This window comes from Methylophaga sulfidovorans, assembly GCF_900114205.1.
Lineage (GTDB): Bacteria > Pseudomonadota > Gammaproteobacteria > Nitrosococcales > Methylophagaceae > Methylophaga > Methylophaga sulfidovorans.
On the sequence record NZ_FOSH01000003.1, the window covers coordinates 24,374 to 41,669 of the forward strand.

Annotated in this window: 14 protein-coding genes and 1 tRNA gene; 12 read left to right on the forward strand and 3 right to left on the reverse strand. The window is 40.9% G+C overall.

All coding sequences use genetic code 11. The features are described from left to right. Positions 1-85 precede the first annotated feature (85 nt). The 3 genes from BM232_RS02755 (at position 86) to BM232_RS02765 (ending at position 3,538) form a co-directional block, all read left to right on the forward strand. On the forward strand, positions 86-976 hold the full coding sequence (locus tag BM232_RS02755; protein ID WP_091711661.1) for a pyruvate, water dikinase regulatory protein: 891 nt from the start codon (positions 86-88) through the stop codon (positions 974-976). 8 nt (positions 977-984) lie between these two features. Beyond that, positions 985-3,351: a phosphoenolpyruvate synthase gene (gene ppsA / locus BM232_RS02760; protein WP_091711662.1), complete on the forward strand. Its 2,367-nt coding sequence runs from the start codon at positions 985-987 to the stop codon at positions 3,349-3,351. 110 nt (positions 3,352-3,461) lie between these two features. Beyond that, positions 3,462-3,538 (forward strand) — tRNA-Pro (locus BM232_RS02765). Between the two features lie 31 nt (positions 3,539-3,569). Here BM232_RS02765 and BM232_RS02770 read toward each other — a convergent pair. Then, entirely contained in the window at positions 3,570-4,880 is a 1,311-nt protein-coding gene (locus tag BM232_RS02770; protein WP_091711663.1) for an MFS transporter, read from the reverse strand. A 691-nt stretch (positions 4,881-5,571) separates the two neighbouring features. On the opposite strand from BM232_RS02770, the gene BM232_RS02780 reads away from it, so the two are divergent. The 4 genes from BM232_RS02780 to BM232_RS02795 all read left to right on the forward strand — a co-directional run bounded on the left by BM232_RS02780 (position 5,572) and on the right by BM232_RS02795 (position 11,217). Further along, the gene (locus BM232_RS02780) at positions 5,572-6,615 is read left to right on the forward strand and encodes an NADP(H)-dependent aldo-keto reductase (protein ID WP_091711665.1); all 1,044 of its coding nucleotides are present in this window, start codon (positions 5,572-5,574) and stop codon (positions 6,613-6,615) included. 365 nt (positions 6,616-6,980) lie between these two features. After that, positions 6,981-7,382 carry a hypothetical protein gene (locus BM232_RS02785; RefSeq protein ID WP_143092251.1) on the forward strand — a complete coding sequence of 134 codons (402 nt, stop codon included), beginning with the start codon at positions 6,981-6,983 and terminating at the stop codon, positions 7,380-7,382. After that, complete coding sequence (locus tag BM232_RS02790; protein ID WP_143092252.1) at positions 7,370-9,121, forward strand: hybrid sensor histidine kinase/response regulator; 1,752 nt, start codon at positions 7,370-7,372, stop codon at positions 9,119-9,121. Before BM232_RS02785 ends, BM232_RS02790 begins: the two co-directional genes overlap by 13 nt. Next, positions 9,121-11,217, forward strand: coding sequence for an EAL domain-containing protein (locus tag BM232_RS02795; RefSeq protein ID WP_091711668.1), 2,097 nt, complete (start codon positions 9,121-9,123; stop codon positions 11,215-11,217). The genes BM232_RS02790 and BM232_RS02795 overlap by 1 nt, the downstream gene beginning before the upstream one ends. On the opposite strand, the gene BM232_RS02800 is transcribed toward BM232_RS02795, so the two are convergent. Together BM232_RS02800 and BM232_RS02805 are read right to left on the reverse strand one after the other, a co-directional pair. Then, positions 11,214-11,813 (reverse strand): MarR family winged helix-turn-helix transcriptional regulator, encoded by a 600-nt coding sequence (locus BM232_RS02800; RefSeq protein WP_091711669.1) that lies wholly within the window; start codon positions 11,811-11,813, stop codon positions 11,214-11,216. The two genes, BM232_RS02795 and BM232_RS02800, sit on opposite strands and share 4 nt — an antisense overlap. Continuing rightward, the gene (locus BM232_RS02805) at positions 11,806-12,243 is read right to left on the reverse strand and encodes a chemotaxis protein CheW (RefSeq protein WP_091711670.1); all 438 of its coding nucleotides are present in this window, start codon (positions 12,241-12,243) and stop codon (positions 11,806-11,808) included. The genes BM232_RS02800 and BM232_RS02805 overlap by 8 nt, the downstream gene beginning before the upstream one ends. Before the next feature lie 194 nt (positions 12,244-12,437). Here BM232_RS02805 and ectA point away from each other — a divergent pair, with 194 nt between their 5' ends. From ectA to BM232_RS02830, 5 genes are all read left to right on the forward strand, one after another. Beyond that, positions 12,438-12,947, forward strand: coding sequence for a diaminobutyrate acetyltransferase (ectA, locus tag BM232_RS02810; RefSeq protein WP_091711671.1), 510 nt, complete (start codon positions 12,438-12,440; stop codon positions 12,945-12,947). Between the two features lie 59 nt (positions 12,948-13,006). Beyond that, entirely contained in the window at positions 13,007-14,344 is a 1,338-nt protein-coding gene (gene ectB / locus BM232_RS02815) for a diaminobutyrate--2-oxoglutarate transaminase (RefSeq protein ID WP_091711672.1), read from the forward strand. Positions 14,345-14,415: 71 nt separating this feature from the next. Then, on the forward strand, positions 14,416-14,820 hold the full coding sequence (locus BM232_RS02820) for an ectoine synthase (RefSeq protein WP_091711673.1): 405 nt from the start codon (positions 14,416-14,418) through the stop codon (positions 14,818-14,820). Between the two features lie 132 nt (positions 14,821-14,952). Further along, on the forward strand, positions 14,953-16,395 hold the full coding sequence (locus tag BM232_RS02825; RefSeq protein WP_091711674.1) for an aspartate kinase: 1,443 nt from the start codon (positions 14,953-14,955) through the stop codon (positions 16,393-16,395). Next, positions 16,380-17,267 carry a TPR end-of-group domain-containing protein gene (locus tag BM232_RS02830; protein WP_091711675.1) on the forward strand — a complete coding sequence of 296 codons (888 nt, stop codon included), beginning with the start codon at positions 16,380-16,382 and terminating at the stop codon, positions 17,265-17,267. Before BM232_RS02825 ends, BM232_RS02830 begins: the two co-directional genes overlap by 16 nt. Positions 17,268-17,296: the final 29 nt, after the last annotated feature.

Here is a 17,296-nt window from a genome sequence, read left to right on the forward strand (position 1 = left end):
GTATGGTCTGAATTGAGTAAACATTGATTTGTCTAAGCATAAATTTTTGTTGATCAATTCCTGTATTTCGGCACATGATTAACACATGACAGAAACAGAACTACAATATTCTGAACAGATACGGAAAGTCTTCTTTGTCTCAGACCGTACCGGACTTACTGCCGAATCTTATGGAAAGTGTTTGCTTGCCCAATTCCCTGATTTGGAATTTGAGACCATTACGCTAGCTTTTGTGGATACACCAGAAAAAGCGTTGCAGGCACGAGAAAAAATAAATGAAACCAGTCTCGAGTCTAATCTTAAGCCTGTAGTTTTCAGCACATTAGTGCACGATGATGAGCAATATATTATTGAGAGCGCAAATGCGTGTGTCATCAGCTTGTTTCATAGCTATATTGGCTCTCTTGAAAGCTTTTTTGGTGTGGAATCATCACACAAGCAAGGTGTTTCCCGTATCGCATTCAGTGATACCACATACCAGCGCCGATTAGATGCGATTGATTTTGCTCTTACACATGATGATGGCGTAAGACCTGATCATTATAATGATGCCGATGTTATTCTAGCTGGCGTCTCTCGCTGTGGGAAAACACCAACCAGTCTTTATTTGGCGATGAACTTTTCACTCAAAGTGGCAAACTATCCACTTACGCCAGAAGACTTATCATCAGATGAATTACCTCAATGTTTATTGGATAATATTGATAAACTTGTTGGGTTAACGATTAAACCTGTGCCATTAAGTCGAATCAGACGCCAGCGTCGCCCTGGAAGTGAATATGCTTCACTGGAAATTTGTCAGGCTGAATTGGCACAAGCACAATCTATGTTTGATAAAGCGGGTGTTGCCGTTTTTGAAACAACCGATACATCGATCGAAGAAATCTCTAGTCGCGTAGTTCGAGCGCTTGGTCTAGGTAGAGAACGTGTTAGAGAGTCGGTCTTAATGTTTAATAAATCTATAAAAGCAAGGTAGTTATAACTATGTCGGAATATGTTATCTCTCTGGATAAGCTATGCATGGAGGATGTCGGCAGAGTGGGTGGTAAAAACGCCTCTTTAGGTGAAATGCTGCAAAATCTCGCCCCTCTAGGAGTTGATGTCCCAGGTGGTTTTGCCACAACTGCGGATGCTTACCGGGAATTTCTTCTGCACGATGGCCTCCAGAGTAAAATCAATGATCGCTTGCGTGAGCTGGATGTCGATGACGTCGCTGCTTTGCAAAAAACAGGTCAGGAAATTCGTGATTGGATCATGACTCTTCCTTATCCGGAAGCAATGGAAAAAGCCATTGATGAGGCATACGTTGCACTGGAAAAAGAATACGGTTCAGAAGCCAGTTTCGCGGTTCGTTCATCTGCTACAGCAGAAGATTTACCTGATGCCTCTTTTGCTGGACAACAAGAAACATTCCTGAATGTTTCCGGCTTAGACAATATCAAAAAAGCGATTCGCGAAGTATTTGCATCATTATTTAATGACCGTGCTATTGCTTATCGCGATCACCAAGGTTTTGATCACAGTGAAGTGGCCTTATCAGCGGGTATCCAAAAAATGGTACGTTCTGATATTGCCAGTGCTGGTGTGGCATTCTCGCTGGATACTGAAAGCGGCTTCCGTGACGTTGTATTTGTTACTGGCAGTTATGGTCTGGGTGAAATGGTGGTACAAGGTGCCGTTAATCCTGACGAATTCTATGTTCATAAAAATACACTAGAAGCTGGTCGTCCATCTGTCTTACGTCGTACTGTTGGTCATAAGGCAATTAAGATGGTTTATTCTGGTGAAGCCTCATCACCGGTTAAAACAGTTGATGTTGATGAAGATGAGCGTTTACATTTCTGCCTGAGTGACGAAGAAGTCGAGTCTTTAGCAAAAATGGTTGTCACTATCGAGAAACACTACCAGCGTCCAATGGATGTGGAGTGGGCTAAAGATGGTAATGACGGACGTATCTACATCGTTCAGGCGCGTCCGGAAACAGTTCAAAGCCGTAGCAAGAAAAATGTTCGTGAAACATTTGTTCTGAAACAGCAAGGTGAGTTGATTTCAGTTGGTCGTGCTATCGGCAGCAAAATTGGTCAAGGTAAAGTACGTTTATTAAACAGCCTTGATCAAATGAATAAATTCCAGGAAGGCGACGTATTATTAACAGACATGACAGATCCTGATTGGGAACCTATCATGAAACGCGCCTCAGCGATTATCACTAACCGTGGTGGCCGTACCTGTCATGCGGCGATCATTGCTCGTGAATTAGGTATTCCGGCAGTTGTTGGCTGTGGCGACGCTACAGAAAAAGTGCAAGAAGGCACAGAAGTCACCGTATCATGCGCCGAAGGTGATGAAGGTAACATCTATGCTGGCTTACTCGAGTTTGAACACCGTGTGGAAGAACTCGACAATATGCCTGAGTTACCTGTCAAAATTATGATGAATGTCGGTAATCCGGATCGTGCATTCAGCTTTGCTCAGTTACCGAATAAAGGCGTTGGTCTGGCCCGTCTGGAATTCATCATCAACAACATGATTGGTATCCATCCAAAAGCATTGATGAATGCTGACAAGATGGAAGGTGAAGTTAAGCAAGCGATTAAAGAACGTACAACGGCTTACGGTGATCCAGTAGAGTTCTATATCAGCCGTATCACTGAAGGCGTATCCACCATCGCTGCAGCGTTCTATCCTGAGACTGTGATTGTTCGTATGTCTGACTTCAAATCAAATGAATACGCTAATCTGATTGGCGGTACATTATTTGAGCCTGAAGAAGAAAATCCAATGATCGGTTTCCGTGGTGCCTCACGTTATTCATCAGAAGATTTTGCAGAATGCTTCAAACTTGAAATTGAAGCCATGAAGCGTGTTCGTGATGTAATGGGATTAACAAACGTTGAGTTAATGATCCCATTTGTTCGCACCTTAGCTGAAGCTGAGTCAGTGGTTAACTTACTCAAAGAAAACGGTCTGGAACGTGGTAAAAATGGTCTGCGTTTGATCATGATGTGTGAATTACCATCCAACGCTGTGATGGCGGATGAATTCCTTGAATTCTTCGATGGCTTCTCTATCGGTTCAAATGATATGACTCAGTTAACGCTGGGCTTAGACCGTGATTCAGCTTTAGTTGCAAGTTCATTTGATGAGCGTAATCCTGCTGTACTGAAGATGCTTGATATGGCTATTACAGCATGTAAGAAAGCGGATAAATATGTCGGTATCTGTGGTCAAGGACCTTCAGATCATGAAGACCTGGCTGAATGGTTATTAGAGCGTGGCATCAGCAGTATTTCACTTAACCCTGATACTGTTGTCAGTACTTGGCAAGCGCTAGCTGAAAAACACACTTAAAAGTTAAAAAAGCGATTGCCCGGCCTGTTTTTTCAGGCCGGGCTTTGCTAATATAGCGACCTCGTTAATCGGGCTTATCTCAAGCATCAATAGATTAACAATATTATCGTCGGGGCATGGCGCAGCCTGGTAGCGCACTTGCATGGGGTGCAAGGGGTCGAAGGTTCAAATCCTTCTGTCCCGACCAATTATTCTCTTGTTTTTCAAAACGATTCAGATCATGAGCCACTTTGTCTTAAAGCATTAATGATCCGCTCACGTTCTTCTTCTCCATAAAAGCTTGGATCATCAAATAAGTCTCTTTGTGGTTGATCAAACATCATGCTGAGCACTTGGGAACTGGTCTGAACCATAGGTTCGAAATGTGCATTATTTCCACTGACAAGATCAACAACACGACGGCGACGATAGACTGTATAAGCCGCCAGAATTAATAATACGGCGCCGATATAAAGTGGCAATCCTTGTGCGCCTATAAAAGTCATTAGCGAACCGGATATCACGGGTGCAAATGCACAACCTAAGCCATGAAGAACCAGCATATCCGATGAACCGGAAACAATTTCGTCAGGGTGTAATTGGTCAATGAGCTGTGCAACTGAGAGCGGATAGATAGAGAAAGATAAGCCTCCCCAAATAAAAAAGATGGCTAATAATGCAGTTTGAGAGGGAATAACTGCAATTGATAGAGCGATGATGCCTGCTAACGTCACCACCCAGGTGATGACTTTGGGGCGATCGTGTTTATCTGAATAACGCCCAATAGGGATCTGCAAAGCTGCACCGCCCAGAATAGTCAAACTCATTATCAGTGCAATTCCACTAATATCGTAGCCAAGTTCTGTGGCATAGATCGGTGTCATAGCCCAGAATGCTCCCATAGCTAAGCCTGACAGAGTTGAACCTGCAACTGAAAGCGGTGCGATCTTTAATAAGTTTTTTAAGCTGCTTTTTGGTCTTGCTGAATTAATGACCGGCTGGTTTCGGCGCGTTAATGTAAGTGGCAGTATGGCCCAACTAATCAGAATGGAGACGATGGCAAATAGAAGAAACTTATCGGGACTGGCGATATGCAACAATTGCTGTGCGAGTGTTAAGGCACCTAAATTGACTACCATATAAAAAGCAAAAATACGTCCGCGTTCATGGCTTGCTGCCTGGCTGTTTAGCCAGCTTTCAATGACAGTCATCAGGGTAATATAGGCAAGCCCATAAAAGAAACGCAGAACAATCCACACCCAGGCATCAATAAAAATAATATGTAAAAGTGCAGCTGAGGCACAAATAGAGGCACAGAATGCAAACGTCCGGATGTGTCCCATGCGACGTATCAGTCTTCCACTCACCCAGGTTCCACATATAAAGCCAATAAAATAGCTCGACATGATGATACCCATGATGGCACTTGAAAAACCTTCAGTTGTGCCTCGTAGAGTCAATAGAGTGCTGATTAATCCATTCCCTAATAGAAGCAAAGCAACGCTCCATAGAATAGATTGAATAGGTTTTAGCAATGCAAGTGAATGCATATTGTTTCCTTTTTTATGCACCTTAATTAAGAGATCATTGCACCAAAAAAATACTTATGATTTATTTAGTCGTATTAGAAAATATTAAGTGTTTGATTTTTAATTGGTTTTATATGAAGCCATCATTTGTTAGAAGAAATATCAGAATTGATGCAAATGATGAACCGTTATTTTATATCGACAATGATGTTTATGCCCGTCAATAAATTTCACAGAAATTTCGCGCCCGAGTGCTAGTATCGATATCGAACTATCCTTGTTAGCAGTTCAAACCACCCTTTAGCCAGCTCATTCCCGATGAGCTGGCTTATTTTTTTCATAACTTTACATTCTTTTTTGCAACCAATATTTCTCTAGCGTGTCATAACGTTACCTGAGACTATCGTCAATGGTGTAATTTCTACTCCCTGTTTTGAGAAGGCGATGATGGTTCCATCATCGCCTTTTTCTTATTTAGCTGTTCACTAAGTCATTTTCATTCGTTAATTCCAATGGATAAATTATTCATTCGTGCAGTCATAATTTCACTGGCGTTCACTGACCTGTACGTCAGTAATCCTATCTGCGTAAATCTCCTTTTTGGAGTAGGGTGGCTTTTTTTAGCCACCCTTTTTTTTATCCCTTGTTTAGCAAATAAAATGGCTACTGTATGATTAATGCCTTCCATCGATATTAAAAGGTAACTGTTCGTATGCAATACAATACTCTTGGTAATACAGATCTGAATGTAAGTCGTATTTGTCTCGGTACCATGACTTTTGGAGAGCAAAATACAGAACAGGAAGGTCATGAACAGCTGGATTATGCTGTTAGCCAGGGTGTGAATTTTATTGATACGGCAGAGTTATATGCGATACCGCCATGTGCAGAGACTTATGGTGCGACAGAAGAGATTATTGGTAATTGGCTGCAAAAAAGAGGTCGCCGGGATGACATCATTCTTGCCAGTAAAATGGCTGGTCCTGGCGGCGACTGGGTTTCACATATCAGGGGTGGTGGTACACGATTTGAGGAAAAAACAATTGAAGCTGCCGTTGATGCCAGCCTGAAAAGACTCAAGACAGACTATATTGATTTATACCAATTACACTGGCCTGAAAGAAATACAAACTATTTTGGTCGACTGGGTTATCAGCAAGCGGCTGATGAGCAAAATCTGACACCGATTATCGATACTTTGCAAGGTTTGAAGAAACAAATTCTGGCAGGAAAAATTCGACATATAGGTTTATCCAATGAAACCCCATGGGGGATTATGCAATTTATTACATTGGCTAAAGCTATGGATTTACCTCTGGTGGTCAGTGTGCAGAATCCCTACAGCTTATTAAACAGAACGTATGAAATAGGTTGTGCTGAGATTAGCCATCGTGAACAAGTTGGCTTGCTGGCATATTCCCCATTAGGGTTTGGTGTACTGACTGGTAAATATCTTAATGAACAACCCGAAAATTCTCGTCTAACACGCTGGCCTAACTACAGCCGATATAGTAATCCTCAGGCAGTTGAAGCGACACGCCGCTATGTAGAACTTGCCAGACGTTTCCAACTCGATCCTGCCCAAATGGCACTGGCCTTTGTTAATTCACGACCTTTTTTAACGACTAATATTATCGGGGCAACCAGTATGGAGCAGCTTAAAAATAATATAGCTAGTGAAGAACTGACATTAACCGAAGAGTTACTGGCAGAAATCGAGCTTATTCACCAAAGCATTCCTAATCCAGCACCTTAAAAACATAAACTTTTTCATTATTATTAAATATATACAAGATAAGGACGACAACATATAGAGTGAACTGAGTATAGAGGTCATGAATATTTTCAAGGTTGAAACAACAAGGAGGGGCAATATGTGTTTTTTAGATAGTAAGCTTTCTACAATTGATTTGCCTTTTCCTGATCCGGTCCCATTTTCACTATTTATCCATTCATTATTATTTACACAGCTTGTCGTTCTTTAAGTGACCGCTGTGTTTATGCTTAGTAAGAGCAGTTTAACTAGCAGATGGTGGATGATCTTATTGATGGCGATCCTGCTGCTTGTCGCTTTTCTTTTTCAATACAAATCACTTATTGATAAGGCAAATCAACAACAGCTTGAGCAGCTTGCAGGTTGTATCAGCTAACTTAGCAGTGGCAGATAAACCGGTTTCTAAGGTTAAGCAAGGTTCATTGTCATGGCTACAAGCCTATCCATATATCAAGCAATCCATCGTGTTTGATAAAGATGGAACGATCCTTTTGCATTATCAAAAGCAGAACACATCAATCTCAAATAAGATTATCGAACAATGGCAACACGATGGAGTAGTAGCCAAAAAGCAGATTTATTCAGATTCTGATGTTATTCATTTTCTGTATCCAGTACTGGATAGCAAAAATGCTGTAGCAAGTGTCTATCTCTCCGTCGATAAGTACTTACTTAATACACCATTTAAGCCTTTATTCTATTGGTCTTGTATGGTTATTTTTATCCTGTGTGTTTTTTGCTGGCATTAATATGGCTTTCTACAACAAGTTATGTTTTGCCTTTAAGTCGCTTATTCCGCCAGGTGTCTGGAGAGTCTGATAGCTCAGTGCCCAGTAGTGGAAATGCGTTTGAAATATTAAGGCAAAACTTCACCAAACTTAATGCCGATAAACAGGCTTTGACAGAACAAAAACAGCAATTAGAGATAGATCTTAGCGAACGAGATAAGGTGCTAAGTGATGCCATTAACCGGCTTGCACGGCCGGATGATGCTAAATCCGGGATGATTAGTGTTATTAGCCGGGAACTGAAAACGCCTTTGTCTCGAGTGATTAGTTATATTGAGTTGCTTAAGGTGCATATAACAGAGGCTAAAAGCAATGAAGCGATTAGTCTAATAAATGATTCAATGCATCATTTATTAGACGTGGTAAACCAGTTACAAGATTATGCGAAACTCAGTGAAAACCAACTTACTCTTGAGGTCGAGCAAGTTGATTTATATCGCTTTCTTAAGTCTGTGGTTGAAGTTAATTACGCCAAAGCAAGACAAAAGAAAAATATATTATCTTTAAATATGACGTGTTCTGGCATGGAAGTAATGCTCGATCCACATAAGCTCAGAAATGTTCTAAATAATCTCATTGATAATGCAATAAAGTTTACTGAGCAAGGTGATATTGAACTCTCTGTCAGCGAATTCTCCAAGGATAAACAGCACTTTTTAACATTGACAGTGAGTGATTCTGCTACGGTTATCAATGACGATGAAAAAGAACGTATTTTTGAGCCATTTCAGCAATCCTCGTTAAATGATCAACAGCAATATCCAGGACTAGGTTTAGGTCTAACTATTTATGCCTATTTAGTTCAGTTGATGCATGGCGAGCATGGAGTGAAAACTTCTACTCAGGGAAACAGTTTTTGGTTCACGATTCCAGTTGATATTGTCTCGGTGACAAGTACCTTACCTGAGGAGGTAGTTCAGAGCAATTCATCCATTGATGAAAAAAAAGTGAATCATGTACTTGTGGCAGAGGACAATGAAGTCAATCAGTCTGTCGCTTTGGGTTTGTTAGAAAAGCTTGGCTGTACAGTGACACTGGTGGCTAATGGCGAAGAGGCGATAACATCATGTAGTGAACAGAATTATGACATGATATTCATGGATTACCACATGCCTTTGATGAATGGTGTTATGGCGACAGATCATCTACGTAAGGTTTTACAGATTACCACCCCAATCATTGCATTAACGGCAGATGCAAATGAACAAGTTAAGTTAGATTTTTATGCTGCTGGTGCTGATGATATTTTAATAAAACCTATCGAACTGAATAAACTAATTGATTTAGTTAATAAATTTTTAGGAAAAGCGATTGAGCCTGGTTCAGGATCATACAACAACAAAGAAGTTAGTGAGTTGAATCCTACCCTTAATATGGAGATTGTTGACGGTATAGGCGAGAATGGCGATGAGATCGTACAACAAATATTTCAGGTCTATATGCAACATACGCCTGATTTGATACAAGCAATTAAACAGGCGTTTATAGAGGAAAGCGCAGAACAATTATTTAAATCTGCACACGCGCTTAAATCAAGTTCATTGAATATCGGTGCCACAGCTATCGCTGAGCTGGCAAGAGAGATAGAACAGTTGGGTCGAGAAAATAATCTTGACCAAATTGATACATATATAGATAAACTAGATACTTATTATGATGAACTGACGTCACTATTAAATGGACAATGGCGGAGGATTTGATGGCAAATACCATCAAAAAGCAAGTGGTGTTAATTGTTGATGACAATCCAGTCACAAGGATGTTAATGACACAAGCTTTAACATCGACTGAATTACAGATTGTTGAGGCTGCCTCTGGTGAAGAAGCTATAGTTCAATTCACTCTTTACAAGCCTGATATCACATTACTTGATGTTTCCATGCCTGGTATGAATGGTTTTGAATGTTGCGCCAGACTGCGCGCCTTACCTAAAGGCGTAGAATGTGCCATTGTTATGGTTACGGCACTTGATGATGTTGAAGATATTGAGCAGGCATTTGAATCCGGTGCGACAGATTTCATTACCAAACCTCTAAAGTGGCCACTTTTCAAGCACAGAGTTCGTTATATTCTAAAAGCTAACAGAACCTTACAAGAATTAAGCCTTAATAAAAACAAATTAGCTAAGGCGCAATCCATTGCTAATCTGGTGTATTGGGAGTGGGATTTTGAGTCAGAGTTTCTTGAGTGCTCCTCAGATATGTTTGATATGTTGGGCTTCCCCAAAGAAATGAACCTGACCGTCCGATCTGCTCTGAAAAAAATACACCCTGAAGATCGGACAAAATTAATCATAGCGCTTAAGCAAGCCATCTATGAAAAACAGTCATACGATATCGAATACCGAATAATCCGATCTGATGGCAGTGTTTTGTTTGTGAATGAACGAACAGATATTAGCTTTGAATATGGTCAGTGGCGGATTGTCGGGACTTTGCACGATATCACCTCAAGAAAACAGTCTGAACAAGAAATTACCTATTATGCTTATTACGATACGCTGACCGACTTACCCAATAGACGTTTATTCATTGAACAATTAGAAACAGCTATTGCCAGTGCAAAACGTCATCAGGTGCAATTTGCTTTGATGTTTCTGGATTTGGACAGATTTAAATATATTAATGATACCTATGGACATCACATTGGCGATGAAGTGTTGTGCCAGTCTGCACAGCGGATACGGGAATGTGTGAGAGATTCGGATCTGGTGGCTAAAGCCAATTATGATACTGATAACCGGGTTGCCCGTTTAGCCGGTGATGAATTTACCGTATTACTTGATGATATAAGTCGAGTTGAGCAGGTTGCTGAAATTGCAAACCGTCTCATTGGTGCTTTCTCGTCTCCTTTTTTTATTAGTGAAAAACACTTACATATTTCGATTAGTGTCGGGATTACGCTTTACCCTAATGATGGCCATAATGTAGAGACACTGTTACAGCATGCTGATGTAGCTATGTATCACGCAAAAGAGAAGGGCAGGAATAATTATCAGTTCTTTTCTGAAAGCATGGATAACTACCTAAAATTACGTTTAGAAATGGAGAATGATTTACGGGCAGCACTGTCCGACGATCAGTTCGAGGTTTATTATCAACCTCAATATGATGCTGAAAGTATGGCGATTGTTGGTCTTGAAGCATTACTGCGTTGGCGTCACCCTACAAAAGGCTTATTAACGCCTGGCTACTTTATTGAAATTGCTGAATCAACAGGTCTGATATTGTCGATTGGGAACTGGGTATTGATGCAGGCTTGCTGTCAGGTGAGACAGTGGCAGCAAGAATCAGGCTGTGCATATCGGATAGCTGTGAATCTATCTGCTTCACAATTCACGCAATCTTACCTGCTTGAAACCGTAAGAAAAACCCTGAAAGAGAGTGGTTTACTACCAGAGACACTTGAACTGGAAATCACGGAAACGGCTATGTTAAAGGATACCGCAGAGACGATTCCATTACTTTTCTCATTAAAAAAATTGGGTGTACGTCTGGCGATTGATGATTTTGGTACGGGATATTCTTCATTGAGTTATTTGAAGAATTTTCCTATTGATACCCTAAAAATTGATCGTACATTTGTGGAAGAAATTGTTACCAATAGTAAAGATTGTGCGATAGCACAAACAATTGTGCAGTTAGCCGATAACTTACAGCTTTGTACTATTGCGGAAGGTGTTGAGACAAGCGAGCAGGCTGACGTATTAAGAAAGTTAGGCTGTGCAGAGTTTCAGGGGTTTTATTTCAGTCATCCACTGCCTGTCTCTCAACTGAGTTTATTACTCAAGCATTAGCTTTTGTCTTTTTCGTCGAGAAAAGGTGTGTGGGTATCGATCAAGCCATCGTGCCTGTCTAACAAACCAATATCTAAAACTGGTGAGGCATCTATGTGCTGGGCATCCATCATTTGAGCCACACGCTTGAGGGCAGAAATAATCATTGTTTGCTCCCATTCCTGTAGATCGCCAAACTGGCGGGTAAATTGCTCTTGTAAAGGAATCGGCGCTTTTTTCAGGATTTCCAATGCACTGTCTGTTAGATGCACATGAACTTTACGTTTATCCGACTCAGAGCGCATACGATAGACAAGTTCACGTTTTTCCAGACGATCAACAATGGTTGTCACCGTTGCCTGACTCAGGCTCATTTCATTTGCAAGCTCACCAATCGTAATTTGCCCTTTATCTCTGAGGCTTTGTAACAGCAAAATTTGTGGAGCGGTTAGGCTAGTTGTCTTTGCAAGATATTTAGAGTGCAAATCAGTTGCACGGATAACGCGTCTTAATGCAATCAATACTTCTTCAATTTGGTTCAACAGGTGATCCTTCTGTTCATCAGTTAGATCAAGATTATAAACTGCATCTAAATTTAAACCGATAGTTTTACTCATAATTTTCCATTTGATTAAAACAACGTTCAAAATCGACCAATATAATTAGCTGTTGTTTATGTTTTACAGTGGCATAGATAGGGCTCAAAGTATTTTTTTGTTCTACAGGTACCATTTGTTGTAAATCCAGCAAGGTAATTTTCACAACTTCATCAACAGTAATACCAACTAAGCCATTCTGTGATTCGATAATAATGATGTGACGATGCTTATCTGCCTCATCAATTCCTAATAATTTCCTGCTACAAACAATAGTGACTATTTCGCCTCTTATATTGAGTACGCCTTCCACATAAGAAGGTGAACCAGGTACAGGCACCGGTATCAGATAGTCGTGAACTTCCTTTATCTTACTTACTGCATGTGCATAGGTTTCATCTTCAATCAGAAAACAAAGCCATTGTTTGTTGTCATGTAACTGTAATGTCATCTATTGAATATACGTTATTAATCTCGGGCTGGACAATATATTTATTTAGTGTACTATATATATTAAATCATTAACAGCCTGAATTATTTGCGCAAGTTGCTGTTTATTATGAAATGTAATGTGTTTTCTAGATTTTTCAGGCTTTTTTCAAGTAAAAAAACAATAGAGATATAAACAATAGAGCTATTTATATAATGACTAACAATAAACCGGAAAAAGCTTCAATTACATTAAAAGAGCCTACAGCTGAAGACGGTGCCTCCGTCTTTGATTTAATTTCAGCCTGTCCTCCCCTTGATACCAATTCCATGTACTGTAATTTGCTGCAAAGCAGTCATTTTTCTCAGACTTCAGTGGCTGCAGAGATGGATGGAACCCTCGTTGGATTTATTTCTGGGTACGTTCTACCTAAACAGCCTGACACCTTATTTATCTGGCAAGTCGCGGTTGGTGAAAAAGCAAGAGGACAAGGGCTTGCAAGCCGTATGCTCCGCCACATCTTAGAACGTGATATCTGCAAACCCGTGAAATATATCGAAACCACGATCACTCCCGATAATCGTGCGTCATGGGCCTTATTCGAGAGCCTGGCGAATAAACTAAATACACAGTTGAATCATTCTGTGATGTTTGATCGCCAACAACATTTTGCTGGCCAACATGAAACGGAAATGTTGGTTAAAGTCGGTCCTTTTGAGCTGTAAGTCATTAATTCCTGCACATCTGGACACGAATAAAAATACTATTAGGAGAAAAAAAACCTATGAAAATCTTTGATGAAATTGAATCAGAAGTTCGTTCTTACGCTCGTTCTTTTCCTCGCATGTTTAATCGTGCCAAAGACGAGTTTATCTATGATGAAGAAGGGAATGCGTACCTTGACTTTCTGGCAGGGGCTGGTTCATTGAATTATGGTCACAACAATGACCTGCTCAAAGAGAAACTTCTCGAATACATCAATAACGATGGGATTACCCAAGGCCTGGATTTACATACTCGTGCTAAAGGTGAATTCTTAGAAAGTTTTAATAACAACATTCTTAAGCCTCGTGATCTTGATTACATCGTGATGTTTACCGGCCCAACAGGTACCAATGCCGTTGAAGCTGCGTTAAAAACAGCACGTAAATATACTGGCAGAGAAAATATTGTTTCATTTACTAATGGTTGGCATGGTCAGACATTAGGTTCACTGGCTATTACTGGTAATGGTCATCATCGTGGTGGTGCCGGCGTTAGCCTGAGTGGTGCAACACGTATGCCTTATGATGGTTATATGGGTGATGACGTTGATACCACTAATTATCTTGATAAAGTACTTTCAGACTCAAGCAGTGGTGTAGACAAGCCTGCAGCTGTAATTGTTGAAACAGTTCAGGGTGAAGGCGGTATTAACGCTTGTTCAACAACCTGGTTAAAGAGCCTGTCTGAAGTATGTAAAAAACACGATGTACTATTGATCATCGATGATATCCAGGCAGGTTGTGGTCGTACAGGCACCTTCTTCAGCTTCGAAGAAGCGGGTATCTACCCTGACATCGTCACAGTATCAAAATCATTAAGTGGTTACGGTCTGCCATTCGCTATCGTGTTGATGAAACCCGAGTTGGATCAATGGAAACCGGGTGAACATAACGGTACATTCCGTGGTAACAATCCTGCATTTATCACTGCCAAGGCAGCGCTGGATAACTATTGGAAAGACGACAAATTTGCTAAAGAAGTACAGGCAAAAGGTGAGTACATTGCCAATCGTGTAGACAAAATTGTTGAGCTATATGGTGAAGGCAACTTTAACTCACATGGTCGTGGCATGTTCCGTGGTATTAACTGTGTGAGTGGTGAAATTGCTGGAAAAATCACCCATAACGCTTTCCAGAAAGGATTGATCATCGAGACAAGTGGTACCGATGACCACGTGGTCAAATTCTTATGTCCACTGACTATCACTCAAGAAAACCTGGAAAAAGGTATCGACATTCTTGAGCAATCAATTAAAGAAGTCTGTGCTAAAGCTGACAATATTCCAGAAGAAAAAGATTACTTCGAAGGTGATTATTCAGTCAGTGAAGAAGTCGAGAAAATGTCTCGTCAGTCTTAATTGCTTATAAGAAAACGGGTGGTTTGCCGCCCGTTTCTATTCCAGATAATAATCAAATAAGAGGAAATGAAATGCTTGTTAGACAACTTCAGGAAGCAGAAAAAACCGACCGTAAAATTGTTGATCCTAATGGTAATTGGGATAGCACCCGCCTGTTATTAAAAGATGACAATATGGGATTCTCTTTCCATATTACGACTATCTTTGAAGGCGCTGATTTTAGAATGCATTATCAGAATCATCTGGAATCTGTGTATTGCATCAGTGGTGAAGGTGAAGTTGAAACATTGGATGATGGGAAAAAATATGCCATCACGCCAGGTACCTTATATAACCTGGATAAACACGATAAACACATGCTGCGTGCATTTAAAGAAATGAAACTGGCATGTGTGTTTAACCCTCCACTACATGGCACCGAAGTTCATAACAAAGATGGTGCTTATGAATTAGAAGCAGAGACTATTAAAGACTAACTTGCTCAGGCATCGATCAGGGCATGATCGGTGCCTACCTCAAGCTATATCAGTCAACGAATATCTTGTTCACTAGTCGTTTTAACGGTGAACAAGATACTAATCCAAAAAGGATGAAATAGAGAGAATACAATGAGTTTTCATACGGTAGAAAAAATCGGCGGCACTTCTATGAGCGACTATGTTGCAGTGCGCGATAACATTATTCTGAAACCGGTTCATCACGACTCGCTCTACAATCGAATATTTGTTGTTTCAGCTTATGGCGGTATCACCGACCTGTTGCTGGAACATAAAAAGACCGGACAACCAGGTGTGTTCGGCTTATTTGCAAACGGACTGCATGATGATAGCTGGAAACAAGCTTTAGCAGACTTAAAGCAGAAGATCTTTGCTATCAATGAAACCTTCTACAAAAAACCAGACAACCTTGAGCGAGCCAATCAATTTATTGGTGAACGCTTGGATGATGCTGAGCGTTGCTTAGCTGATTTACAAAGACTCTGCCAGCATGGCCACTTTGAGCTGGATATGCATCTTGAAACTGTACGTGAAATGCTGGCCAGTATTGGCGAAGCTCACAGTGCCTGGAATATGACCCAGTTACTTCAACGTGATGGCATTGATGCTATTTTTGTTGACTTAACCGGCTGGCAAACAGACAGACACTTACCTCTGGATGAGCGTATCAAAGTCGCTTTCAAGGATATTGACCTTAAAAAACAATTACCTATCGTCACCGGCTATGCACATAGTGACGATGGTCTAATGTCAACGTTTGACCGTGGTTACAGCGAAATGAGCTTTAGTCGTATTGCGGTGCTGACTGAAGCAAACGAAGCGATCATTCATAAAGAATTCCATCTTAGCAGTGCTGACCCGCGTTTAGTGGGTGAAGACAATGCTGTGCCAATTGGTCGTACAAACTATGATGTTGCCGACCAATTAGCCAATCTGGGAATGGAAGCCATTCATCCTAAAGCGGCTAAGGGCCTGCGTAGAAACGAGATTGCTCTGCGTGTACGTAATACATTTGAGCCTGAACATGCCGGTACATTAATCACGGGCGACTATGTCAGTGCGACACCATGTGTTGAGATTATTGCCGGCTGTAAAGGCGTCTATGCGTTCGAACTTTTTGATCAGGATATGGCAGGCAATATTGACGTTTATGATCGTGAAATCCTGACGATGATAGACAGGTTCAAAGCGCATATTATCTCTAAAGATATTAATGCCAATACGATTACACATTATCTATCGGCTAATCTCAAAACAATAAAACGTATTCGTAACGCGTTACAAGAGCGTTTTGTTGATGCTGAAATTAATCAACAAAAGGTAGCAATTGTCTCTGCCATTGGCAGTGATATGAAGATCCCGGGTATTCTGGCAAAAACAGTTGGTGCGCTTGCCAAAGAAAACATCAGTGTTTTAGCCATGCATCAGTCCATGCGTCAGGTTGATATGCAGTTTATTGTCAATGAAGATGATTATGATGATGCAATCAAGAGCCTGCACAGTGTGCTGGTAGAAATTCACGATCATGGTAGAGCTATATGTCTCGCTTCTTAACGATAAGTTTATTTATTGCACTATTGTTACCTGCTCAGCTATTTGCAGCTGAGCAGGCTGCTCCTACTGATGAACAGATGCGTGAGTCAGTTAATAACCTCAAAGAACCTCTTTATACCCCTTTTATAGAACGCTATGTTTTAGATGAGCTGAAACAGCTGCGGACTGATATGGCTGCTCAGCGAGCGGAAATGATTCAGATGACAGTTGATAAAGAACTGTCAGCTGCGGATAGGGCTGTCGGCTATGCCACCGATACGGTTACCTATTTTTTCTATCTTATTGCTGCAGCTTCGTCTGTTCTGGTACTGGTGGGTTGGTCGTCTATTCGTGAAATTAAAGAGCGTGTGCATACATTGGCAGATCAAGAAATTAACAGCTTGATTAATGAGTATGAAAAACGTCTTCATGCTATTGAGCAGCAGCTGAGTAAAGAAACACAACAGATTGAGGAAAATCGCGAGAAGATTGAGAACACACAGGAAGTGCAGTCGCTATGGTTAAGAGCAGGGCAGGAAACCAGCCCAAGTAACAAGATCGCGGTATATGACCAGATCATGGCGATAAGACCCTATGATGTTGAAGCATTAACCTATAAAGCGGATGCGGTACTGGAGCTGGATGAACCACAGTGGGCATCTAATCTCTGTCATCAGGCCCTGGAGTCTGATCCGGAAAATGGTCATGCCTTTTATCAGTTGGCATGTGCCAACACTGCCATGAATCAGTTTGATGAGGCTATCCGTTATCTGAAGCAAGCTATTCAGTGCAGCGATACCTATCGTGAACAGTGTAATGATGATCCGGCGCTTGAGCCGTTGAAGTCACATCCTGAATTGGAAGCCATACTAAAAAATACAGTCGAAAGTTAAGCCTCCTAGCGCGGTGGTTTTTTGCAAAA